Origin of the sequence: Streptosporangium sp. NBC_01639 (assembly GCF_045209755.1) — a bacterium.
GTDB lineage: Bacteria > Actinomycetota > Actinomycetes > Streptosporangiales > Streptosporangiaceae > Streptosporangium.
In genome coordinates, this window is record NZ_CP109272.1 from 3,282,280 (window position 1) to 3,304,842 (window position 22,563).

General features: G+C 70.1%; 18 protein-coding genes. 7 read left to right on the forward strand and 11 right to left on the reverse strand.

Annotation, left to right across the window (positions count from 1 at the left end):
• Positions 1 to 111 precede the first annotated feature (111 nt).
• A complete protein-coding gene (locus tag OHA77_RS14535; RefSeq protein ID WP_184755698.1) occupies positions 112 to 384 on the reverse strand; it encodes a WXG100 family type VII secretion target in 273 nt (90 codons plus the stop codon).
• 339 nt (positions 385 to 723) lie between these two features.
• Between OHA77_RS14535 and OHA77_RS14540 the strand changes: the two genes are divergently transcribed.
• Positions 724 to 2,472: an acetyl/propionyl/methylcrotonyl-CoA carboxylase subunit alpha gene (locus OHA77_RS14540; protein WP_406318639.1), complete on the forward strand. Its 1,749-nt coding sequence runs from the start codon at positions 724 to 726 to the stop codon at positions 2,470 to 2,472.
• Between the two features lie 258 nt (positions 2,473 to 2,730).
• Positions 2,731 to 4,089 (forward strand): hypothetical protein, encoded by a 1,359-nt coding sequence (locus OHA77_RS14545; RefSeq protein WP_406318641.1) that lies wholly within the window; start codon positions 2,731 to 2,733, stop codon positions 4,087 to 4,089.
• Between the two features lie 102 nt (positions 4,090 to 4,191).
• Here the strand turns inward: OHA77_RS14545 and OHA77_RS14550 are convergent, their stop codons facing one another.
• The 3 genes from OHA77_RS14550 to OHA77_RS14560 form a co-directional block, all read right to left on the reverse strand.
• Entirely contained in the window at positions 4,192 to 5,196 is a 1,005-nt protein-coding gene (locus OHA77_RS14550) for a LacI family DNA-binding transcriptional regulator (protein WP_406318642.1), read from the reverse strand.
• A complete protein-coding gene (locus tag OHA77_RS14555) occupies positions 5,193 to 7,979 on the reverse strand; it encodes a glycoside hydrolase family 3 C-terminal domain-containing protein (RefSeq protein ID WP_406318643.1) in 2,787 nt (928 codons plus the stop codon). Before OHA77_RS14555 ends, OHA77_RS14550 begins: the two co-directional genes overlap by 4 nt.
• A gap of 161 nt (positions 7,980 to 8,140) precedes the next feature.
• The gene (locus tag OHA77_RS14560) at positions 8,141 to 9,364 is read right to left on the reverse strand and encodes an ROK family protein (RefSeq protein WP_406318644.1); all 1,224 of its coding nucleotides are present in this window, start codon (positions 9,362 to 9,364) and stop codon (positions 8,141 to 8,143) included.
• 193 nt (positions 9,365 to 9,557) lie between these two features.
• On the opposite strand from OHA77_RS14560, the gene OHA77_RS14565 reads away from it, so the two are divergent.
• Genes OHA77_RS14565 through OHA77_RS14575 form a run of 3 tightly spaced genes read left to right on the forward strand, consistent with a single transcriptional unit; the run spans position 9,558 to position 13,163 of the window.
• Positions 9,558 to 11,252, forward strand: coding sequence for a sugar ABC transporter substrate-binding protein (locus OHA77_RS14565; RefSeq protein WP_326820079.1), 1,695 nt, complete (start codon positions 9,558 to 9,560; stop codon positions 11,250 to 11,252).
• Between the two features lie 7 nt (positions 11,253 to 11,259).
• Positions 11,260 to 12,267 carry an ABC transporter permease gene (locus tag OHA77_RS14570; protein ID WP_406318646.1) on the forward strand — a complete coding sequence of 336 codons (1,008 nt, stop codon included), beginning with the start codon at positions 11,260 to 11,262 and terminating at the stop codon, positions 12,265 to 12,267.
• Positions 12,264 to 13,163: a carbohydrate ABC transporter permease gene (locus OHA77_RS14575; RefSeq protein ID WP_406318647.1), complete on the forward strand. Its 900-nt coding sequence runs from the start codon at positions 12,264 to 12,266 to the stop codon at positions 13,161 to 13,163. The genes OHA77_RS14570 and OHA77_RS14575 overlap by 4 nt, the downstream gene beginning before the upstream one ends.
• Before the next feature lie 65 nt (positions 13,164 to 13,228).
• Here the strand turns inward: OHA77_RS14575 and OHA77_RS14580 are convergent, their stop codons facing one another.
• From OHA77_RS14580 to OHA77_RS14595, 4 genes are all read right to left on the reverse strand, one after another.
• Positions 13,229 to 13,525, reverse strand: coding sequence for a type II toxin-antitoxin system RelE/ParE family toxin (locus OHA77_RS14580; RefSeq protein ID WP_406318648.1), 297 nt, complete (start codon positions 13,523 to 13,525; stop codon positions 13,229 to 13,231).
• Positions 13,522 to 13,824 carry a hypothetical protein gene (locus OHA77_RS14585; protein ID WP_406318650.1) on the reverse strand — a complete coding sequence of 101 codons (303 nt, stop codon included), beginning with the start codon at positions 13,822 to 13,824 and terminating at the stop codon, positions 13,522 to 13,524. Before OHA77_RS14585 ends, OHA77_RS14580 begins: the two co-directional genes overlap by 4 nt.
• A 204-nt stretch (positions 13,825 to 14,028) precedes the next feature.
• Entirely contained in the window at positions 14,029 to 14,877 is an 849-nt protein-coding gene (locus tag OHA77_RS14590; RefSeq protein WP_406318651.1) for an alpha/beta fold hydrolase, read from the reverse strand.
• A gap of 41 nt (positions 14,878 to 14,918) precedes the next feature.
• Positions 14,919 to 16,097 (reverse strand): FAD-dependent oxidoreductase, encoded by a 1,179-nt coding sequence (locus tag OHA77_RS14595; RefSeq protein WP_406318652.1) that lies wholly within the window; start codon positions 16,095 to 16,097, stop codon positions 14,919 to 14,921.
• Between the two features lie 91 nt (positions 16,098 to 16,188).
• On the opposite strand from OHA77_RS14595, the gene OHA77_RS14600 reads away from it, so the two are divergent.
• A complete protein-coding gene (locus OHA77_RS14600; RefSeq protein ID WP_406318654.1) occupies positions 16,189 to 16,737 on the forward strand; it encodes a TetR/AcrR family transcriptional regulator C-terminal domain-containing protein in 549 nt (182 codons plus the stop codon).
• A gap of 41 nt (positions 16,738 to 16,778) precedes the next feature.
• Positions 16,779 to 17,561 carry a hypothetical protein gene (locus OHA77_RS14605; RefSeq protein WP_406318655.1) on the forward strand — a complete coding sequence of 261 codons (783 nt, stop codon included), beginning with the start codon at positions 16,779 to 16,781 and terminating at the stop codon, positions 17,559 to 17,561.
• An 89-nt stretch (positions 17,562 to 17,650) separates the two neighbouring features.
• Here OHA77_RS14605 and OHA77_RS14610 read toward each other — a convergent pair whose 3' ends face one another.
• From OHA77_RS14610 to OHA77_RS14620, 3 genes are all read right to left on the reverse strand, one after another.
• On the reverse strand, positions 17,651 to 20,572 hold the full coding sequence (locus OHA77_RS14610; protein ID WP_406318657.1) for a glycoside hydrolase family 3 C-terminal domain-containing protein: 2,922 nt from the start codon (positions 20,570 to 20,572) through the stop codon (positions 17,651 to 17,653).
• A 210-nt stretch (positions 20,573 to 20,782) separates the two neighbouring features.
• A complete protein-coding gene (locus OHA77_RS14615; RefSeq protein WP_406318658.1) occupies positions 20,783 to 21,598 on the reverse strand; it encodes a carbohydrate ABC transporter permease in 816 nt (271 codons plus the stop codon).
• Positions 21,595 to 22,473, reverse strand: a complete 879-nt coding sequence (locus OHA77_RS14620) for a carbohydrate ABC transporter permease (protein WP_406318660.1) — start codon at positions 22,471 to 22,473, stop codon at positions 21,595 to 21,597. Before OHA77_RS14620 ends, OHA77_RS14615 begins: the two co-directional genes overlap by 4 nt.
• Positions 22,474 to 22,563: the final 90 nt, after the last annotated feature.

The window sequence follows — 22,563 nt, forward strand, 5'->3', positions numbered from 1 at the left end:
CGCCCATGACGGGTTCCCGGCCGGCGAGCCGTACCCGGCCGCTCCCCGTCCGGGCCCGTCACATGAGCAGACGCCCCGGTCCGCATGGGCCAGGGCGTCCAGGAGGTCCGGCTAGCGCGTGGCCGACTCGATGTTGCCGCGGTAGGTGTTGATGACCCGGGAAGCCTCGGCGAGCTCTTCGGACATCCGCTGGAAGGCCGCGCGGTAGTTCTGCCAGGCCTCGGTGAAACGCTGGGCTCCGGGGCCGGTCCAGGCGGTGCCGACTTTGGCGGCCTCCCGGTCCAGGGCGGCCATCGTGGCCCTCACCTGGTCGGCCTGCTGGGTGAACTGGGTGGCCATCTGCTGCATTTCCGCGGGATTGCCGCCGAGCAAGTTCTGGCTCATGCCAGTCTCCTTCGGGATCGGTGTCGGGGGGCTCGCCAAACGAAATCACGATAGGCGAGTGGATCACAGTGATACCGGGATTATGCCGAGCGGATATGGACCTTCCCGGACACACGAAGGAGGTAACGTTCCTTTTCGAGTTGATTTTTCGTGATGTAAAGAGTTAAGAGCGATGTATGAGATTGCGGTGACAACTACACCCCGGTGGGAAGAGGCGCCTCAGCGGAGTGCGTTCGGCGGGCAACGCCCCGGCGAGGCCCCGCGATCAGGGGGCGCTTACACTCCCTTGGAGGCCCGCCGGCCCCTTGTTCGCAGATGTCAAGGAAGGGAACAACGTCGGTGCAGAAGGTCCTAATCGCCAATCGTGGTGAGATCGCCGTCCGGATCGCCCGCGCATGCAAAGACGCCGGACTGACCAGCGTCGCCGTCTACGCCGACCAGGACCTCGACGCCCTGCACGTCCGCGTCGCCGACGAAGCCCACGCCCTCGGCGGCACCACCCCCGCCGACACCTACCTCGACATCACCAAACTCCTGCGCATCGCCCGCACCACCGGCGCCGACGCCATCCACCCCGGCTACGGCTTCCTCGCCGAAAACGCCACCTTCGCCCAAACCGTCATCGACGCCGGCCTCACCTGGATCGGCCCACCCCCCACCGCGATCACCGCCCTCGGCGACAAAGTCCAAGCCCGCCACATCGCCCACACCGTCGGCGCCCCCCTCGTCCCCGGCACCCCCGACCCCGTCACCGGCCCCGACCAAATCACCGCCTTCGCCCACCAACACGGCCTGCCCATCGCCATCAAAGCCGCCTACGGCGGCGGCGGACGCGGCCTCAAAGTCGCCCGCACCCTGGAGGAGATCCCCGACCTCTACGACTCCGCCGTCCGCGAAGCCCTCACCGCCTTCGGCCGCGGCGAATGCTTCGTCGAACGCTACCTCGACCGCCCCCGCCACGTAGAAACCCAATGCCTGGCCGACACCCACGGCAACATCGTCGTCATCTCCACCCGCGACTGCTCCCTGCAACGCCGCCACCAAAAACTCATCGAAGAAGCCCCCGCCCCCTTCCTCACCCCCACCCAGCACGACCTCCTCATCACCAGCTCCAAAGCCATCCTGCGCCACGCCGGCTACACCGGCGCCGGCACCTGCGAATTCCTCATCGGCCAAGACGGCACCATCTCCTTCCTCGAAGTCAACACCCGCCTCCAAGTCGAACACCCCGTCACCGAAGAAGTCACCGGCATCGACCTGGTCCGCGAACAGTTCCGCATCGCCGCCGGCGAACCCCTCGGCTACGACGACCCCACCCCCCGCGGCCACAGCATCGAATTCCGCATCAACGCCGAAGATGCCGGACGCGGCTTCCTGCCCGCCCCCGGCACCATCACCGCGATGCGCACCCCCACCGGCCCCGGCGTCCGCCTCGACACCGGCTACGACACCGGCATGACCGTCCCCGGCGCCTTCGACTCCCTCATCGCCAAACTCATCATCACCGGCCGCACCCGCCAAGAAGCCATCGAACGCTCCCGCCGCGCCCTGAGCGAACTCACCATCGACGGCATGCCCACCGTCATCCCCTTCCACCAGGCCGTCCTGACCGACCCCGCCTTCACCGGCGAACCCTTCACCATCCACACCCGCTGGATCGAAACCGAATACGACAACCAGATCCCCCCCTACCCCACCCCCACCGACACCCCCCCACCCACCGAACGCGACACCATCACCGTCGAAGTCGCCGGCAAACGCCTCGAAATCACCCTCCCCGCCGGGTTCGGCACGCCCGTCATGGCCGGCAACGGCGCCCGAGCACCCAGACGGGCCGGCCGTGGGGCGGGCAGCAAGACCGCCGCGGGTGGCGACAGCCTGGTCAGTCCGATGCAGGGCACCATCGTCAAGGTGGTGGCCGCCGACGGCGACACCGTCGCCGCAGGCGACGTCGTCGTGGTGCTGGAGGCGATGAAGATGGAACAGCCGCTCACCGCGCACAAGGCCGGGACCGTCACCGGGCTGACCGCCGCGGTCGGCCAGACCGTCACCGCCGGCGCCGCCATCTGCGAGATCAAGGACGCCTGACCACCACCTGGGCCCCGTCCGGGGCCCGTGGTTCTCCTCGCCACGGTGTGCGCCACGCTCTCGGCGACGGCTCGGCCGTCGCTCACGTGGGGCGGATCGCCGGTTGAAACGGTGAGCGGGCACCGACGGGCCCTGCCCGGCGCGACGGACCTGAGGGCGATCTCTCCGCACCATGTCGCCCCGGAGGGGATACGGTCGGATAGTAGGGAACTCTGCCGTCCACTCATTCGTCCTTCAGGACGAAGGAGGCTTTCTGCCGTGATCACCACAAAAACCGCGCCAGGTCGTCTCGGTGCCGCGATCGTCGCGCTGCTCGCCGGGCTGCTGGCCATCTTCATGATCGCGCCGGCGGCCAGTGCCGCGGCGCCCGACCCCGGCACGATCTCCGCGGGCCTGAAGGACGGCGATCACTTCTACGCCGACCCGGCCGCGGATATCCCCGCCGACGCCGCAGACGCCATGCGCAGCGCCGCCGAGCAGACCTCCTCGGTCTACGTGGGGCTGCTGCCCAAGGGCTCGATCACCAGCCAGTCGCAGGCGCGGACCATGCTGACCTCGGTCCGCAAGGACATCGGCGGCAAGTCCACCGTGCTGCTGATGAGCGGCAGCGAGCCGTTCGGCATCTCCACCGTCAAGGGCGTCGACGTCGACGAGCTGCTGGGCCGCGCCAAGACGGCCAGCAGCCCGACCGACAACGTGATCAACTTCGTCAAGCTGGCGGACGACGCGGGCGTCGGCGCGGGCGTCGGCTCCAGCTCCGGTTCCGGCTCCTCCGGTGGAGGCGGCGGCGGTGTGCTGATCGGCATCCTGGTGCTGGCCCTGGCCGGTGGCGCGGGCATCTTCTTCTACTCCCGCAAGAAGAAGCAGCAGCGTGAGGCCCGTGAGGCCGCCGAGCTGGCCGCGGTCAAGCAGACCGTGGACGAGGACGTCACCAAGTTCGGCGAGGAGATCACCGACCTCGACACCGACGTCAAGCTGCTCGGCGACGGCGCCGAGCACCAGCAGGACTGGCAGCGCGCCCTCGACTCCTACGAGCGGGCCAAGACGGAGCTGGTCGCGGTCAAGCGCCCCGACGAGCTGCGCGGCGTGACCACCGCGCTGGAGGAGGGCCGCTACGCCCTCGCCTGCGTGAAGGCGCGCGTCAACCACCAGCCGCTCCCCGAGCGGCGCTCACCCTGCTTCTTCAACCCGCAGCACGGCCCCTCGTTCCGCGACGTCCGCTGGGCCCCGCCCGGTGGCGCGGTGCGCGAGGTGCCGGCCTGTGCGGCCGACGCCGATGCCATCGAGCGCGGCTTCGAGCCGCAGACCCGTGAGGTCATGGTCAACGGCCAGCGCCGCCCCTACTACGACGCGGGCCCGGCCTACCAGCCCTACGCCTACGGCTACTACGGCGGTTTCGGCGACGTCATGACCGGCATGCTCGTCGGCACGATGCTCGGCAGCATGATGGGCGGCGGCTGGGGCATGGGCGGCTACGGCGCCGGCTATGCCGACGGCGCGGCGGCCGACGGCGGAGGCGACTTCGGCGGCGGCGGTGACTTCGGTGGCGGCGGCTGGGGTGACTTCGGCGGTGGAGGCGACTTCGGCGGCGGCGACTTCGGCGGCGGCGACTGGTAGTCGTCCCTGACAGCCGGACGGGCGCGTCTCCCTCGGGGAGGCGCGCCCGTCGTCGTGCCGGGGCCGGCTCACACGTGCCGCCGGCGGCGTGGCACGGCCCGCTCAGGTGCTGCGGCGCGCGGTCAGCCGGGGCTCCAGCAGCGTGCCGTCGGGTACGGCATGGCCCGCGAGCTTGTCCATCAGGAGCCGGACCGCCTGCCGGCCGACCTCCTCGGCCGGGATCAGCACCGAGGTGAGCGCCGGGCTGGACCGTTCCGCGATGTCGTCGGGGCAGATCGCCACCACCGCGACCTCGTCGGGCACCCGCCTGCCGTACTGGCGCAGCGCCCCGAGCACGTGGTTGACCGCGGCCTCGTTGTGGACGACCAGCCCGGACAGGCCGGGCCGGGCCTCCAGCAGTTCCCCCAGTGCGGCGGACACCTGGTCGAAGGTGTCCTCGCAGGGCAGCGCCACCCCGGTCAGGCCGTGTTCGGTCATCGCCCGGGTGAACCCCTCCCGGGTGCGGCGGGCGAAGCCGGTCCCCCGCTCGTAGACCACGGCGGGAGCGCCGAGCAGTGCGACGTCGCGGTGCCCACGCTCGGCCAGGTGCTCCACGCAGAGCGCACCCGCGCGGCCGAAGTCCAGGTCGACGCAGGTCAGCCCGGCCGTGTCAGCGGGGAAGCCGATCAGCACACTCGGCTCGGCGAGCTCCCGCAGCAGTGGCACCCTGCTGTCGTCGAGCTCCACGTCCATCAGCACCAGGCCGTCCACCAGCGCGCTCGCCGCCGCCCGGCGGAGCCCGTCGGCTCCCTCGTCGGCGGTCAGCAGCAGCACGTCGTGGTCGTACTGCCGGGCCGCGGTGACCACCGAGGTGGCGAACTGCATCAGCACCGGGACGTGCATCCCGGCCCGGAGCGGCAGCACCAGCGCGATGACGTTGGACCGCTTGCTGGCCAGCGCCCTGGCCCCGGCGTTGGGGTGGTATCCGAGCACGCGCACGCTGTCGAGCACCCGCCGCCGGGTGTCAGCGGAGATCGCGCGCTTCCCGCTGAGCACGTAGGAGACCGTGCTCACCGCCACTCCCGCGTGCCGGGCGACCTCGGCGATCGTCACCGCCCGCCCTCTCACACGGTCCCCTCGAAGGCGAGGGAGGCCAGGGTGATCCCGGTGTTCTCGAACACCACATAAAGATCGCGGACTCCGCCGGCCTCCGCAAGCCCCGCACGGATCTCGGCGAGGTCGTAGCGGCCACCCGTGGGGACGGGCAGGACAGCGGCGACCGGGCCGTAGAGGGGATCGTCCAGCCGCAGGGTGATCATGCCGCCTTCCACGCCGGTCGCGCGGGCCAGGCAGGTGGCCGCCCCGGTCCCCAGGTCGACCGAGCGGAACAGGATCCACCCGCCCTCGGCGGTGGACCGTACGGCGTCGCCGGAGACCTTGGCCGCGTCCACGAACGCCACCGCGTCGTACTCGTCGTGGTCGACGGCGGAGATCGGGCCCGCGAGGGCGGCGCGGGGTGGGATGTGCTCGCCCTCGACGTGGAAGGGGGCGCACAGGTGGATGTCGCGGGCGGAACGGCCGATCATGATCTTGTGGGGCGCGTCCTCGACGACGAACCTGTTCCGGGTCACGTCCCAGAAGGCCAGCTCCCGGACGTCCATGCTCCAGGTGACCGTCTCGCTCTCCCCCGGCGCGAGCCGTACCTTGACGAAACCGCGCAGCCGGCGCTGCGGCTGCTTGACCCGTGAACGCCGCTGGTGGGTGTAGATCTGGACGACCTCGACCCCGGCGCGGGAGCCGGTGTTGGTGACGGTGGCCGAGGCGGTGACCCGGCCGTCCGCCACCGAGACGGTCAGGTCGGCGTAGCCGAAGGTGGTGTAGCTGAGACCGTGGCCGAAGGGGTGGAGCGGGGTGCCCCGGTAGTACTGGTAGGTCGCGTCGGAGGCGATGATGTCGTAGTCGAGCAGGTCGGGCAGGTCGCACTCCGACCGGTACCACGTCTGGGTGAGCCGCCCCTCGGGGTCGGCGTCGCCGAACAGCACCTCGGCCAGCGCGTGCCCGTACTCCTGGCCGCCGTGCGAGGACCACAGCACTGCGGGCGGCCCCTCCCCGTCCCAGGTCACCGGGTAACCGCTGCTGATCACCATGACGGTCCGCGGGTTGGCCGCGCACACGGCCCTGACCACGGCCTGCTGTGCGGCGGGCAGCGCCAGGCTGAGCCGGTCCTCGGTCTCCCTGCCGTTGACCAGCGGGTGGTCGCCGACCACCACCACGGCCACGTCCGCCGTCGCGGCGAGGGCGGCGGCCGCCGCGGCGCCGTCGACGACCTGCTCCATGGTCAGCCAGGCCGCCGCGTCGGCGTCGTCGGCCAGCCGGAACACCTCGCCGTCCAGCGCGACGTAGCGGCCGGTGGAGATGTGCCGGAGCGCCAGCGCCCCGCGTGGCCGGGGCTCCGTCCGGAAGGTCTGGCGCACCTCCCAGCCGTTGGGGCCCGGCTGGTCGTTGACCAGCACCCCGTCGTCGTCCACCGACAGGTAGCGCCCGGTCGCCACGGCCCGCAGCGCGTACGAGCCGCCGCCCCAGTCGAAGAGGTCGAACAGGCCGGTCTCCGGTACGGCGCCGGGGGCCCCGACCGCGAGCGGCCCGCCGTCGAGGCCGGCGACGACGGGGCCGCCCTCGACCGCGAGCGTCACCCGGTCGACGGCCTCGCAGAAGACGGTCTCGCCCCGTTCGGCCAGCCCGGCGCGGGCCGTGACGGCGTACGGGAGCGTCCCGGAGTACCAGTCCTCCATCAGCGTGTCGCCGAGCTGGCCGATGACCGCGATCCGGCCGCCCGGGGGCAGCGGCAGGATGCCGTCGTTGCGCAGGAGCACGATCGAGCGCCGCGCCGCCTCGCGGGCCAGCGCCTGGTGCTCGGGGCAGTTGACGACCTCCTCGGTGACGTGGTCGTACGGCGTGCCGGGATCGAACTCGCCGAGCCGGAAGCGGATCGACAGCGCGTGCCCCACCGCCACGTCGATGTCCGCCTCGGTGAGCAGACCGCGCTCCAGCGCCTGGCGGAGGTGGCCCAGGGTGGCCTCGGTCCGGTCGTCGTCCTGGGTGAAGCTGTCGAGTCCGGCCTTGATCGCGTGCGCGTAGGCCTCGGGGAGGTCGTCGTGGTAGGCCTGCAGTCCGGCGAGGTTGGCGGGCGCGTAGGCGTCGCTGACCACCAGGACGTCGTCGGACGCCCAGCCGCGCAGCACCTCGTTGATCAGCGGGCTGAGGTGCGCCGGGCGGCCGTTGACCAGGTTGTAGGAGGGCATCACGGCGACCGCGGCACCGTGCTCCAGGGCGGGCCGGTAGGCGGGCAGCTCGTACTCGTGCAGCACCCGGGGCGGCAGGTTGCTGGAGGTGACGCAGCGGTCGGTCTCGTTGTTGTAGCCGAGGAAGTGCTTGAGCGTGGGTGCGGTCTTCAGCACAGTGGGATCGCTCCCACGAAGGCCGGAGGCGTACGCCGTGGCCATGACGCCGGTCAGCCACGGGTCCTCGGAGTAGCCCTCCTCGTTGCGGCCCCAGCGCGGGTCCCGGAGCGGGTTGACCACCGGGGCCCACACGTTGCGCCCGGCGCCGGCCGGGTCCTTGTGGTGGAAGGCCAGGACCTCGTCGCTCGTCGCCTCGCCGACCCGCCTGACCAGCTCGGGGTCCCAGCTGCTGGCCAGCCCGACCGCCTGGGGGAACACCGTGGCCGGGCCCAGCCAGGCCAGGCCGTGCAGGGCCTCGGTCCCGGTGCGGAAGGCGCCCAGGCCGAGCCGTCCGACCGGTGCGTGGTACTGGTGCAGCAGGCCGATCTTCTCTTGGAGGGACAGCCTGCCGCGCAGGTCCGCGATGCGCTGTGCGAGTGGGAGCTGCGGGTCACGGAACGGTTGGTTCATCGGGGGACCATCCCTCTGAGAGCGTCGAAGCGCTTCGACATGGGGCCGGGAGGACGCGCCTCTGTCGAAGCGCTTCGATATTCGGTCCGGGAAAACTCCGCCCGTTACACGCATGTTTCGAACGGAGTTCCCCTGAAGGGTGCACGCCTGTGCGGCTCAGGTCAAGAGATACGCGGCAGACGGCCCGAATCCACCGAATCGAGCACCCGGGCGGCGCCGCCCAGCGCCGCCGCGCCGTACCCCAGGGTGGAGGCCACGACCTCGCAGCCCCCGCCGTCCGGCGCGATCGTGCGCCCGCGCATCTCGGCCTCCACCTCGGGCAGCAGCCAGGGCGCGAGCGGCACGTAGTAGCCGCCCAGGATGACCAGCTCGGGGTTGAGCAGGTTGGCGATCATCGCCACGCCCTTGCCCAGGTTGCGCCCCACGGTGGCCAGGACGGTGAGCGTACGGGGGTCGGCGGCGTGGGCCAGCCGGATCACCTCGTCCAGCTCGATCTCCACCTCCGTGGGGGAGAGGGCGGCGTGCTCCAGGACCGCGCCGATCCCCGCGACGGCCTCCAGGCATCCCAGCCGGCCGCAGCGGCACTCGGCGCCGAGGGGGTCGAGCTGGATGTGGCCGACCTCCCCGCCGTAGCCCCGCCCGCCGCGGCGGAGCCGCCCGTCGAGGATGACCCCGGCGCCCACCCCGATCTCGCCGGTGAGGTAGACCAGGTTGGCCGTCCCCGCCCGGGGGCCGAAGCGGTGCTCGGCCAGGGCCGCGAGGTTGGCGTCGTTGTCCACCTGCACCGGGTAGCCGGGGTCGCGCAGGGCCTTGGTGAGGTCGCCGCACAGGTCGGCGTCGCGCCAGCCGAGGTTGGGCGCGATGCGCACGGTGCCGTCGATGCCGACCAGACCGGGAACCCCCACCGTGAGACCGAGGACCTGACGCTCCTCCCTGGCCATCCGGCTGCCCACCCGGCGGACGATCGCCGCGACCGTCGCCACGGCCTGGGCGGCCGTGACGGCCGCACCGGGGAAGGACCGCCGCCAGGACAGCAGCCTCTCCCCCGCCAGGTCCACCGCGACCGCGGTGACGTAGTCGACGTTGACCTCGACGCCGATCGCGGCGTACGGCGAGCCGTCGAGCACGAGCATCGTGGCCGGACGGCCGACCCGGTTCTCGGTCAGCCCCGTCTCCCGCACCAGGCGGCGGTCGATCAGGTCGGCGACCAGGCTCGACACCGTCGCCTTGTTGAGCCCCGTGGAGGCGGCGATGTCCGCCCGCGAGCAGGGCGCGTGCTCGCGCACGAACCTCAGCACCACGGCGAGGTTGGTGGCCCGGACGTCGGCGAAGTCCGCCGGCTGTGGATCCGTCGTAGATGTGATCAAGGTCAGTCCCGTTCCCACGCGGCCAGGCTGGCCCCATCATGCCCCATCGTTCACCAATCTGTGACCGCCTCCCACCGGCCCGCGATCGGCGGTCCCTTGTGGCGGAGGTCACCCTCGACTAATTTGTTTGGTCGAAAGACGAACTAATTCTACCCCGGAGCCATCTCCGCCGACACCCCCGATCCGTCCTGACCAACGAAGGGAACGCGTCGTGAACCATCCCCCCGGAGACGCGATGACCAGCCGCCGCGGATTTCTCAGCCTGGTGGGGCTCAGCGCCGCCATGGCCGCCGGCGGCGGCCTGCTCAGCGCGTGCTCCACCCCCAGCGGCCCCCGCCCCGGCGGTGGCGGGGCCACCGCCGCCGCCGCGGAGAAGCTGACGTCGCTGACCCCCACCTACACGGCCTTCCCCGGCGTCAAGCCGGATCTTCCCGGCACGGTCTCCACTCTGCCCGGGGTGCCCGACATCAGCGGCGGTTTCACCACCTATCCCGCCGCCCCGGCCGCCGCGCTCACCCAGAAGGCGGGCAAGGGCGGGACCTACAAGGCGATGACACCGCTGTGGGGACCGGTGCCGCCCGGCCTGGCGGACAACTCCTACTTCCAGGCCGTCAACGCCGACATCGGCGCGACCGTGGAGTTCCAGATCACCGACGGCATGGTCTACGTCGACAAGGCGATCGCCCGGCTCGCCTCCGGGGACATCCCGGAAATCATGGTCATCCCGAGCTGGGAGATCGACAAGATGGCGGACTTCAACACCGCCGTCGACCAGGCCTTCGAGGACCTCACCCCCTACCTGCAGGGTGACAAGGTCAAGCCGTACGCCCTGCTGGCCAACCTGCCGACCGCCGCGTGGGAGTGGTCGGTCTGGAACGGCAAGCTGATGGCGGTGCCGTTCCCCACCGAGCCCTACCCCTACGGCCTGCTCTACCGCAAGGACCTGTTCGACAAGAACGGCTGGAACGCCACCCCCACGAACGCCGAGGAGCTGTACCAGCTGGGCAAGGAGATCACCGACCCCAAGGCGAAGCGCTGGGCGTTCGGCGACATCCACGAGATGGTCTGGCCGATCTTCCGGATCCCGCAGGAGTGGCGCTACGAGGGGGGAAAGCTCGTCCACAAGTACGAGACCCCCGAGTACGAGCAGATGCTGGCCTTCATGCGCAGACTCTTCGAGGAGGAGCTGATCCACCCGAGCGTCGCCGGCAGCAAGGGCGCCAACGAGAAGGAGCTGATCGGAGCCGGGCAGATCACCGTCTACCGGGACGGGCTCGGCGGCTGGAAGGAGCTCCTCCAGCAGCACCGGAGCAAGGACCCCGACTTCGACATCGGCGTCTTCCCGTTGTTCGCCCACGACGGCGGCAAGCCGCTCATGTACCACAACACGGCGGCGGGCATCTTCACCTTCATCAGGAAGGGGCAGCCCAAGGAGAAGGTGGAGGAGATCCTCTCCATCCTCAACTGGTGCGCGGCGCCGTACGGGACCAAGGAGTACGAGCTGGCGACCTTCGGCGTGGAGGGCAAGCACTTCGAACGCGACGCGCACAACGTCCCGCAGGCCACCGACCTCGGCCGCAAGGAGGTCGCCCAGACCTACATCTTCCTCGGCGGGCGCCCGCTCTACGTCGACTGGATCTATCCCGAGGCGGTCAAGGCCAACGTGGAGTGGCAGAACGCCGGCTTCCCGCACATCGAGAAGACCCCGTTCGACGGGATCCGGGTCCAGCGGCCCTCGAAGTACTCCGGCCTGCAGGTCCCCACCGAGGACAAGTTCACCGACATCATGCGCGGTCGCCGCCCCGTCAGCGACGCCAAGCAGATCGCCACCGAGTGGCGGCGGGACGGCGGAGACGAGGCCCGGGACTTCTACCTGAAGGTCCTGCGGGACAACGGCCGTGCTTAGGGATTCCGTGAACACCGGGCCGGCGGGTGACCTGACCTCACCCGCCGGCACCGGCACCACCAAGGATGACGGCAAAAGGGGCGCGAGGACAAGCCGCAGTTCGCGCGGGCCGTTCCCGGCCAGGCTGAGACGCGACTGGCAGCTCCTGCTGATGACGCTGCCCGCGATCGGCCTGCTGGTCGTCTTCCACTACGTGCCGCTGCTCGGCAACGTCATCGCCTTCCAGGACTACTCGCCCTACGTCGGCTTCGTCGACAGCGCCTGGGTCGGCCTGTCCAACTTCCAGTGGCTCATGCTCGACGAGAGCTTCTGGGACGCGACGCTCAACACCCTGTCGATCACGACGTTCCAGCTGGTCTTCTACTTCCCCGTGCCGATCATGCTGGCCGTCCTCCTCGACAGCGTGGTACGGCCCCGCCTGCGCCTGTTCATCCAGGGCATCGTCTACATGCCGCACTTCTTCTCGTGGGTGCTGGTCGTCACCCTGTTCCAGCAGATGTTCGGCGGCGCCGGACTGCTCTCCCAGACGCTGCGGGACCACGGGTACAGCGGCTTCGACCTCATGACCAACCCCGACACCTTCCTCGTGCTGGTGACCGCGGAGACGATCTGGAAGGACGCGGGCTGGGGCACGATCATCTTCCTGGCCGCGCTGGCGGCCATCAACCAGAACCTCTACGAGGCGGCGGCGGTGGACGGCGCCTCACGCTGGCGGCGGCTCTGGCACATCACGCTGCCCGGCCTGCGCCCGGTGATCATCCTGCTGCTGATCCTGCGCCTGGGCGAGGCGCTGAACGTCGGCTTCGAGCAGTTCTTCCTGCAACGCGACGCGGTCGGCAGGGACGCCGCCGAGGTGCTGGACACCTTCGTCTACTGGCGCACGCTGCTGACCGGCGAGTGGAGCTACGGCGCGGCGGCCGGGCTGGTCAAAGGCCTGGTCGGACTGATTCTGATCCTCGTGGCCAACAAGGTCGCCCACCGATTCGGCGAGCAGGGAATCTACAAACGATCATGACTATCTCACCCGCCTGGGCCGAGCGGCCGAGCCGTGCCGGCGGCCTCGTCAAAGGAATCGTCCTCACGCTCATCGTGGCGTGCGTCCTCTTCCCGATCTACATGGTCGTGCTGACCAGCCTCTCCACCCAGGAGACCGTGTCGGAGGCCGGCGGCCTGGTCACCGTGCCCGGCGAGCTCTCCTTCGCCGCGTACGCCGAGCTCTTCTCCGGCGGCGTGGTGACCAGGTCGGTCATGGTCAGTCTCGGCGTCACCCTCGTCGGCACGGCCATCAGCCTGACCGTCACGGTGCTGGCCGCCTACGGCCTGTCCCAGCCGGGTTCGCTGCTGCACAAGCCGATGCTGTTCCTCATCCTGCTGACGTTCCTGTTCGGCCCCGGGCTCATTCCGAACTACCTGCTGGTCAGCTCCCTGGGGTTGATCGACACCTACTGGTCGCTGATCCTGCCGGGCGCGGTCACCGCGTTCAACCTGGTGGTCATGCGGGCGTTCTTCATGAACATCCCCGAAGAGGTGAGCGACAGCGCGCGGATCGACGGGGCGAGCGAGTTCCACATCCTGAGGAAGATCGTGCTGCCCATGTCGAAGGGCGTCACGGCCGTCATCGGCCTGTTCTACGCGGTCGGCTACTGGAACTCGTTCTTCAACGCCGTCCTCTACCTGAACGACAACGCCAAGTGGCCGCTGCAGGTCGTACTCCGGCAGTACGTGCTCCAGGGCCGGTCCCTGTTCTCCGGCCAGACCGGCAACGTCACGGTCGCCGGCCAGGCGCTGCCCCCCAGCCTGGCCATCCAGATGGCGATCGTCGTCGTCGCGCTGCTCCCGGTGCTGTTCGTCTACCCCTTCGTCCAGCGGCACTTCACCAAGGGAGTCATCATCGGCGCCGTCAAGGGCTGAGCCGCACCCGGACCGTCCGCCGGGAGACCCGTGACCGTTCGCCTATGGCCTGCGTAGTCCTGTGATCAACGGCGCTGATCGGCGTCTGCACGATGCCGGATGTCGAGAACATGAATCTCTCGCGGTTCCTGTTCATCGTGGATCTCGTACAGAATTCGCCGGTCACGCATCAGCCGGGCACTGTAGATGCCCGCGAGCGGCTCGTTGAGTTCTTTACCGACCCGATAAGGGTTCGCCAGAAGCGCACCCGTAATGAACTCAACCGCCCCCGCCGCAACATCGGGTGAGAGCTTGTCCGAGATAGCCCGCCTGGCCGCAGCGCCCAGAACCGGCTCAAAAGGCGGGCGCTCGTACTCACTCACCGACGGTGGTCAAGGAGCGCACGGATCGCCTCAGACCCATAGACGCTCTCACCGGCCGCGATCGAATTTCGCGACTCGACGATCGCCATGACCGCCTCGGTGTCGGAGAGCACGTCGACAGTCTCCTGCAGACGTTCCACCAGACCGATCTGGTCGGCGGACACGACGGCCGCCAGCCGCTCTCCCCTGTCGGTGAGTGCGATCACCTTGCCCCGAGCCGCAGAGGCGACGGCCTCGTCCCAGCGCTCCGGGTGGGCGTGAAGTTCCTCCAGGGCGATCTCGAATGCTGCTTCGCTCATGCCGACAGCGTACGCGTCGAACAGCTGGTCGAGAGGTATCTCAACGCCAAAAGCTCGGTTCTTCACCGTCCGGTACGGCTTGCGCCTCATGAGCGGCGAACGTGAGCCGTCGGACACCTCATCAGGTGTCCGGCACCTTCTCGGTTAGGAGACACCTGTGCAGGATCCACGCGTGCCATCCGGCACCCGTCGACGCCGTGCCTGTCATCGTGCGCCGAAGAAATCACGCAGAGCCTGGGCCACGACGAGGGGAGCTCCGTCGTTCTCCGGTCCCGAGTGCCCGAGGCCCGGCAAGGTGATGCTCTGCGCATGGGGGAGCACGGTGGCGAGCCGCTTCAGCGCGGCACCGAAGTAGGCCGGGCTTTTCGTCCCGTTGAGTAGCAGCACGTGCGCCCGCAACGTCGCATACTCCTCGACGGTGTCGGCCATCTCCCGAATGATCCGCATGTCGAAGTGTTGCGTGGGGATCAGCTCGGCGATGGGCACATCGTCTTCAGGAAGGTCGCGCTGCACGCGTGAGCCGATCGTCATCAACGGCACGATCACGAATCGTGGGATTCGACCGAGCACCGGTTCGACACCGAGGCCCCTCAATGCCGTGATCAGCGCGGAGGAACGCTTACCGGCGGCGATTTCGTGGTCGAAGCGCCGCACCCAGTCGGCCGGCACCGAGCCGTCGATGGACAAGGGGGGCTCGTACAGAGCGATCCGGTCGAGCGAGGGGGTGACGAGGGCTGTGCGCAGCGTGACGAGCGCACCTGAGCTCAGCCCGAAGACCCGCGAAGCCCCGGTCGCCGTGACAAGCGCCTGCAGGTCTTCGATCTCCTGCTGCATCCCGAAGCCGTCGCCGTACGGTCCGCTCAGGCCACGCCCGCGCCGGTCGGGCACATACACGCGAAAGTCGGTGCAGAGGGCGTCGGCGAGCTTCATGAGGTGCTGCGATGCCTGCATTCCACCGTGCATGAGAATCAATCCGGGGCCGCAGCCTCGTTGCCGGTAGCCGATCGTCGTCCCGTCGGCGGAACGGACCTGGCCCTTGCCGTATTCGGGCACGGTGCTCCCTCCGTCGGTGTGCTGAGTACGCGGCGAATCCTTCATCGCGCATCGCCTGCGGCTGTGGCCGGGATGAACCTCTTCAGCGCCTGCTTGCCGAACTCCACCGCCGCGTTCCCGCGCTCCAGCAGGTCGTCCCGATACTCTCCCAGCGCCGAGGTCAGGTCCCGTTCGCCTCGATTGACCGCGGCCAGCCGCGCGCACAACCGCACGGCATCCTGCATCGCGGTGCTCGCGCCGTTCCCGCCGCTGGCCAGCGTCAGGTGCGCGGCGTCGCCGAGCAGCGTGACCCGGCCCACCGGCCATGACGACATCGGCCTGTCGTAGATCTTGGACCGGCCGACGGCGCTCATGTCGGCCGAGCGCACCAGATCCCGCAGGTCGGGATGCCAGCCGTCGATGAGGTCCAGCACCAGCTCGCGCGCGTCCTGTTGGCCGCGTCCCGGGTCGGTGGCCGCCGGATGCTCCGGCGGCACCATCAGCACCCACCGCACATAGCTGTCGCGGTACGGCATGTCCAGCCCGGGAGCGAGCTCGGCGGCGGCCTCGGACGGCTCCCTGCCGAACTGCATCCGTCCCAGCATCAGCGTGATCCCGGGCCCCCGCACCATCGTGCCGCGCCCCGGCACCAGCCGCAGGAAGCGGTCGGTGACGGGGGTACGCCCCATCGCCCCGCACAGATCCGAGTCGACGAGCCCGACTTCGGGCACCAGATGCCGCCGCACCACGGAGTTCCCGCCGTCGGCGCCGACCAGAACCTCACCCGTGGCCTGCGTGCCGTCGGCGAAGCGGGCGGTCACGGTCCCGCCTGGCTCCTCCGCGAAACCCGCCAGCCGCCTGCCGTGCGCGACCCGGTCCCCCAACTCACCGAGCAGGATCCGCCGCAGCACCTGCCGGTCCACCGCCCTGGCCTCCGCCGGCGGCCCCTCCAGGTCACGGCTGAGCACCGTGAGCTGTTCGTCGAACAGCAACCCCGGCCCGGTCAGACTGCCGCTGGTGACCTCGACCAGCTCGTAGAGCCGCTGCGGCAGGCTCGCACGCAACGCCTCCATCCCGGGCGACGCCAGCCCGATCCGGTATCCCTGGAACCGCTCGCTACTACCGTCGTCCGCCTCGTACACGCGCACGTCGATGCCTGCTCGGACGAGCGCATGCGCGAGCGTCAGCCCGCCGAGCCCCGCCCCGATCACCAGTACCCGTCCCACGCCTTGCTCGGTCATCCCGTCCTCCGCCTCCTACGTGAACGTCGTTCACGTGTACATTGTTCACGTACGTGAGGCCGAACTGTCAACCCCGGCTAGGAGGATTCGAATGAGTCAGCGGCGCGCCGAGGTGCTTCAGGCGGCGATCGACCTGCTCGACGAGGCCGGCCTGGACGGTCTCACCATGCGGCTCCTGGCGAGCCGGCTCGGCGTGCAAGCAGGCGCGCTGTACCGGCACTACCCCAGCAAGCAGGCCCTGCTGGACGCCATGGTCGCGCACCTGGCCACCCCGCCCACCGGCGCCGCCCCACGCCTTGACGGCACCTGGGACGAGCGACTGCGCGGCGTCGCGACCGGCATGCGCGAGGTCATGCTGGCCCACCGCGACGGCGCGCGCCTCATGTCCACCTTCCACCACCCGGGCGGCGAGGCCGTCGCCACCTTCCACGGCCTCATCGCCGCCCTGGCCGCCGCGGGCGTCTCCGCAGAGACGGCGGCCGTCGCCGTGGACACGGTCCTGGCCTACGTCAACGGCTACACGATCGAGGAACAGGCCCGCAAAACCGACGCCGACGACTGGCCCAGAGACCGCCGCGACCGCGCCTTCCACGGCGGCCTCGAATTGATCATCACCGGCATCAGAGGATCTTTGTCCTGAACTCGGCGGCACATCCGTGACGGGCAACCCACCCGGACAGAGTGCGGAGAGACTTCCGGCTGCCCGTCCTGCTCGCCACGGCCACCACCCTGGCCGTGGCCGTGGCGATCGGGCTGCCCTTCGGCGGGCCGGCGACCGAGTATGCCAACGCGGCCGTCTCCATCAAGAAGACCGACGACCACTTCAGCGTCACCATCACCGACCCCGCGGCCGACCGCCGGCGCTTCGAGGAGGCATTCCGCGCGGTCGGACTGAACGTCACGGTGAAGGTCATCCCGGCGGCACCGGACGAGGTGGGCACGCTGGTCGGCCCGATCGTCCCCGATGGCTTCACATGGCACGGGAGCATAGGCGTACAGCGCCTGGAGCACTGCGCGTCGGTGTTCTGCGGCAAGGTCTGGATGCCCGCGGACTTCCCCGGCCAGGTCGTCTTCGGAGTCGGCCGCCCCGCCAAGCCGGGCGAGCCCTACACCGAGGGCTCCGCCTACAACCTCTCGGGAGAGGAGGCCCTGGACGGCTACCCGGTTCACGGCAGACCGGTCGCGACCGTCCGCGCCGAGCTGCACCGGCGAGGAATGAAGATCGGCTACCGCCTGCTCTGGATCCTCCCCAATGACGGTCCCCCGGGTCAGACCAGCTTCTTCGACCAAACCGTCCCCGCGGACCGGATCAAGGACGACTGGATCGTCAACGGCTCCCGCGACCACAGCTCCGACACCGTCGACCTCTACGTCGTCCCCGGCCCCGAGGCCGGCCCCGAGGCCGGCCCCGCCCCCGACCCGCTGAAGGCCGCCACCCCCCGGTGGTACGACCTCGTCGACTGAGCACGGCCGCCTGTACACGATCGCCTGTTGCGAAGTGCACGCCCCCGTTCGCCGTACGGCGTGCACTTCTCAACAGCCCCCGCGACGGGTCAGCGGGTCAGGGTGAGGTCCCTGATCCGCAGGTCGCCCTTGACGACCAGGTAGAGGTCGCCCTTGCCGCGTGCGCCCGCGAGCGGGGCGGTGGCCGTGGCCCACTGGTAGATCCCGCCGGTGGCGGCCACCGGGACGGTGCCGAGGAGCTTCCCGGCCGGGGAGCCGAGGCGGACCTCGACGGACGAGGCGGCGACGGCCGCGACCCCGAGTTTCACCCCGGTGATCCCGGTGCCGAGGTCCACGTCCTTGAAGGCGACCCACTCGCCCGCCGAGGCGCCGACCGCGTCGCCGCTGACCTTGGTCTCGTCGACCAGTTCGACCCCGGCGTAGTCGTCGAAGTCGGCCGCGCGGGTGACGCTGGTCAGGTCGCGGGCGGGGATGCGCTCGCCGGACACCTTGACCGTGGTCCGCCGGCGGACCCGGTCGGAGGAGGAGCCGACGAGCACGTCGTGGACCGAGGGCTCCACCGTGAAGCGCCCCCGGGTCACGTCCCACAGGGCCAGGTCCGCGGTCTTGATCGGGAGCTTCACGACCTTCGACTCGCCCGGTGCGAGGTGGACCCGCTGGAAGCCGCGGAGCTGCCTGACCGGCTGCTCCACCCTGGAGCTGTGCTGATGGGTGTAGAGCTGGACGACCTCGTCGCCCGCCCGGGAGCCGGTGTTGGTCACCCGGACGCTCACCTCGTAGCCGCCGGGGACAGAGGTGACACGGAGCCCCTGGTAGCCGAAGGTGGTGTAGCTCAGCCCGTGGCCGAAGGCGTAGAGCGGGCGCTCCTTGGCGTACAGGTAGGTCGCGCCGGTCTTGATGATGTCGTAGTCGAGGATGTCGGGGAGTTCGGTTCCGGCACGGGGCCAGGTCTGGGTGAGGCGGCCGGCCGGGTTGGCGTCGCCGTACAGGATGTCGGCCAGCGCGTGGCCGGTCTCGGCTCCGGCGTGAGTGGTCCACAGGATCGCCGGGACCTTGTCCTGGAGCCGGTCGACGGTCGTCGGGTAGCTGTTCTCCAGCACCACCACCGTGTTCGGGTTCGCCTTCCGGACCGCCTCCACCAGCGCCTGCTGCCCCTCGGCCAGGCCGGTGCCGGTCCGGTCGTGGTCCTCGCGGCCGTTGATGAACGGCATGCTGCCGACCACGACCACCGCCACGTCGGCGTCCTTGGCCGCCGCGACGGCCTCGTCGACGCCGCTGCGCACGGTCTCCCTGGTGAACCGGGTGGCGCCCTCGGCGGTGGTGAGGCCGAGGGTGCCGTCGGCCGCGGCCGTGACGTACTGGTCGGGGCCGAACCAGTCGTAGGCGGTCTCGTAACCGGCGTACCTCAGCAGCGTCGTGCCGTCGGACTGGGCCTCCAGCTTGAACTGCTCCTGGACGAACCAGCCGGTGGGCTGGTCCTGGCTGTTGGCCAGGGTGGACCAGTTGGCGCGGCTGACGTATTTGCCGTTGGCGACGCTGCGCAGGGTGACGACGCCCTGGCCCCAGTCGAAGACGTCGAACTGCTCGGTCGGTCCGGCCGTGGTCGCCGACAGTTTCAGGTCGGCGCCCGCGCCGGTGCCCGCGGTGAGGTATCTGCCGCCGGCCTTGAGCGCGATCCGGTCGACGCCCTCGGCGGCGGTGGTGGCCGCGCGTTCCCTGATCCCGTCGAGCGGGGTGACCCGGTAGGTCGGTTTCCCCGAGTACCAGTCGGTGTAGAGGGTGTCGGCCAGCGGGCCGATCACGGCGACCTTCTTCGCCGGGCTGAGCGGCAGGGCCTTGTCCGCGTTCTTGAGCAGGACCATCGCCTCGGCCGCCGTCCGGCGGTTCAGCGCGCGGTGCTCGGGGCTGTCCACCACGGCTTTGGTGATCTTCCCGTACGGCCCGCCCTCCGGGTCGAACTCGCCCAGCCGGAACCGGATGCCCAGGATGTCGCGGACGGCGCCGTCGATGTCGGCCGTGGTCAGCAGCCCCTGGGCGAGCGCCGCGTTGACCGAGTCCACCGTCGGGGCGGCGTTGGTGTCGTTCGCCGTGAAGCTCGCGACCCCCGCCTTGATCGTCGCGGCGGCGGCCTCGGCCTGGGTGGCGTAGTAGGCCTGCGAGCCGGTGAGGTTGCCGGGGCCGCCGGCGTCGGTGACGTTGAACACCGGCCGGTCGGTCCAGGTGCGGACGGTGGAGTCGAGGTCGGTGACCGTGGCGGGCCGGCCGTTGATCCGGTTGTAGGCCGTCATGACACCGGTGGCCGCGTCGGCCGCGATGGCCGTTCTGAAGGCCGGGACGTCGTACTCGTTGAGGACACGGGGCCGCAGGCTGGAGGAGGTGGTGTCCCGGTGGACCTCGTTGTTGTTGGCCAGGAAGTGCTTGAGCACCGGGGCCGCCCGCAGGTGGTCGGGGTCGTCGCCCTGGATGCCGGTGCCGTACGCGGTGGAGATCGCGCCGGTGAGCAGCGGGTCCTCGGAGTAGCCCTCCTCGTTGCGGCCCCAGCGCGGGTCGCGCAGCAGGTTGACCACCGGCGCCCACAGCTGCAGGCCCCAGGTCCGGGGGTTCTCGGCGTGGTAGCCGCGGGCCTCGGTGCCGACGGCCGCGCCGACCTGCTTGACCAGGTCCGGGTCCCAGGTGCTGGCCAGCCCGACGGCCTGCGGGAACACGGTCCCCTGGGCGGTCACGACCTTGCCGCCGTCGTCGATGTCGGTCGACCAGGCGACGCCGTGCAGTGCCTCGGTACCGGTCTTGAACAGGCCGATGCCCAGCCGGTCCACCGCCGGCTGGTACTGGTGGAGCCAGGAGATCTTCTCAGCCAGGGTGAGGCGGCCGAGCAGGTCGTCGATGCGCCGGCTCAGCGGCAGGGTGGGGTCGCGGAAGGGGAGGGTCTCGGCCGCCTGGACGGGGACCACGGACAACCCCATGGTCAGGGCCAGTACGGCTGCCGCCACCAGGGGCTTGCGGAAGGACATTGCGCCTCCAGGTCAGGGGGTCGACGCGGGTGGGTCAGAGGATGCGCGGGCCGGGCCCAGAGACCACGGGCCCGGACTCGGGATGCGCGGGCCCGGACTCGGGATGCGCGGGCCCGGACTCGGGATGCGCGGGCCCGGACTCGGGATGCGCGGGCCCGGACTCGGGATGCGCGGGACGCCGTTCGCCCCGGGCGGCGGCTCCGGGAAAGGTCACTTGATCGCACCGACGGTCACCCCCCGGGTGAGGGTCCGCTGGAAGATCAGGAAGAAGACGACGGCCGGGAGGATGCCCAGCAGCGCCGAGGCGCTCGACATCGTGGCGTCCATCATCTTGTCCCCCTGCAGCACACCCAGCGCCACGGGCACGGTCTGGTTCTCGTTGGAGATCAGGAAGACGAGCGGCAGGAAGAACTCGTTCCAGGTCCAGATGAAGAAGAAGACGAGCAGCACGCTCAGCGTCGGCCTGCTGATCGGCACCACGATCCGCCAGAGCGCCCGCCACTTCCCGGCCCCGTCGATGGCCGCGGCCTCCAGGATCTCGTGCGGGAACCGGCCGAGCACCGAGGCGAGCAGGTAGGTGCCGAAGGCGCTCTGGATCACCGTGAAGATGATGATCACCCCGAGCCGGGTGTCGTAGAGACCGACCTGCTTGGACAGGTAGTAGAGCGGATAGACCAGCGCCTCCTGCGGCAGCGTGTTGGCCACCAGGAACACCACCAGGATCCAGGTCCGGCCGCGGACCCGGCCGATGCCGAGCGCGTAGGCGTTGAACACCGACAGCAGCACCGCGAGCACGGCCACCGAACCGCTGATCAGCAGGCTGTTCCAGAGCTTGCCGCCGAAGTCGACACGGTTCCAGAACTGGACGATCCCGTCGAGGTAGAGGCTGCCGGGCAGGCTCAGCGGGCCGCCGGAGGAGTAGTCCGCCGGGGACTTGACCGCGTTGAGCGTGACGATGGCGAACGGCACCAGCATCACGACGGCCAGCACGGTCAGCGAGACCAGGACCGAGTATTTCCGGATCATGTTTCTTTGTCCTGAATCCGCAGGAAGAAGGCCGTCACCATGATGATCAGGAGGGTGAGCACGGTGGCGATCGCCGAGCCGTACCCGACGTTGGCCTTCTCGAAGAAGTTCTGGTAGCTGAAGTAGGACGGCACGAGGGTGGCGCCGCCGGGGCCGCCCCGGGTGAGCACGAAGATGGGCCCGAAGACCTTCAGCGCGGCGATCGTGCAGGTCAGCAGGACCACGTAGATCTCCGGCCGGATCTGCGGGATCGTGATGTGCCAGAACCGTCGCCACCACGACGCCCCGTCCATCTCGGCCGCCTCGTACAGGGCCGGGTCGACCCGCTGCAGCCCGGCCATGAAGATCACGACCGGGTAGCCGACCTGGAACCACACCATGATCACCATCACGCTCGGCAGCGCCCAGGCCGGGTCGCCGAGCCAGTTCCTCGGTTCCACGCCCAGCAGCCCGAGCAGCTCGTTGAGCGCGCCGAACCGCGGATGCATGATCCATCCCCAGACGATCCCGGCGACCGCGACCGGCAGCACCTGCGGCAGGTAGTACGCCGCCCGCAGCGCGCCGGCCGTACGGGGACCGAACTTCTTGCCCACGTAGTCGAACAGGGTCGCCGACAGGACCAGGCCGAGGGCCGTCGGGACGATCGCCATCGCGACGACCAGCGCGGCGTTGTTGCGGAAGGAGGCCCAGAACCGCTCGTCGGCGAACAGCCGCGTGTAGTTGTCCAGCCCGATCCATCTGGGGTCCCCGATCCCCTGCCAGCGGGTGAACCCGATCCCGACGTTCATCAGGAACGGCACCACGATGACCGCCGTGAACAGCACGGCGCTCGGCAGCAGGAACACCCGGTACCCGCTGCTGCGAGACCTCTTCAACGGAGGACCTCTCTGTGTGCGCGCGGCCCGCACCCGAAGGCGCGGGCCGCGATGGGGGTTGCGTCAGTTGCGTCAGTTGCGTCAGTTGCC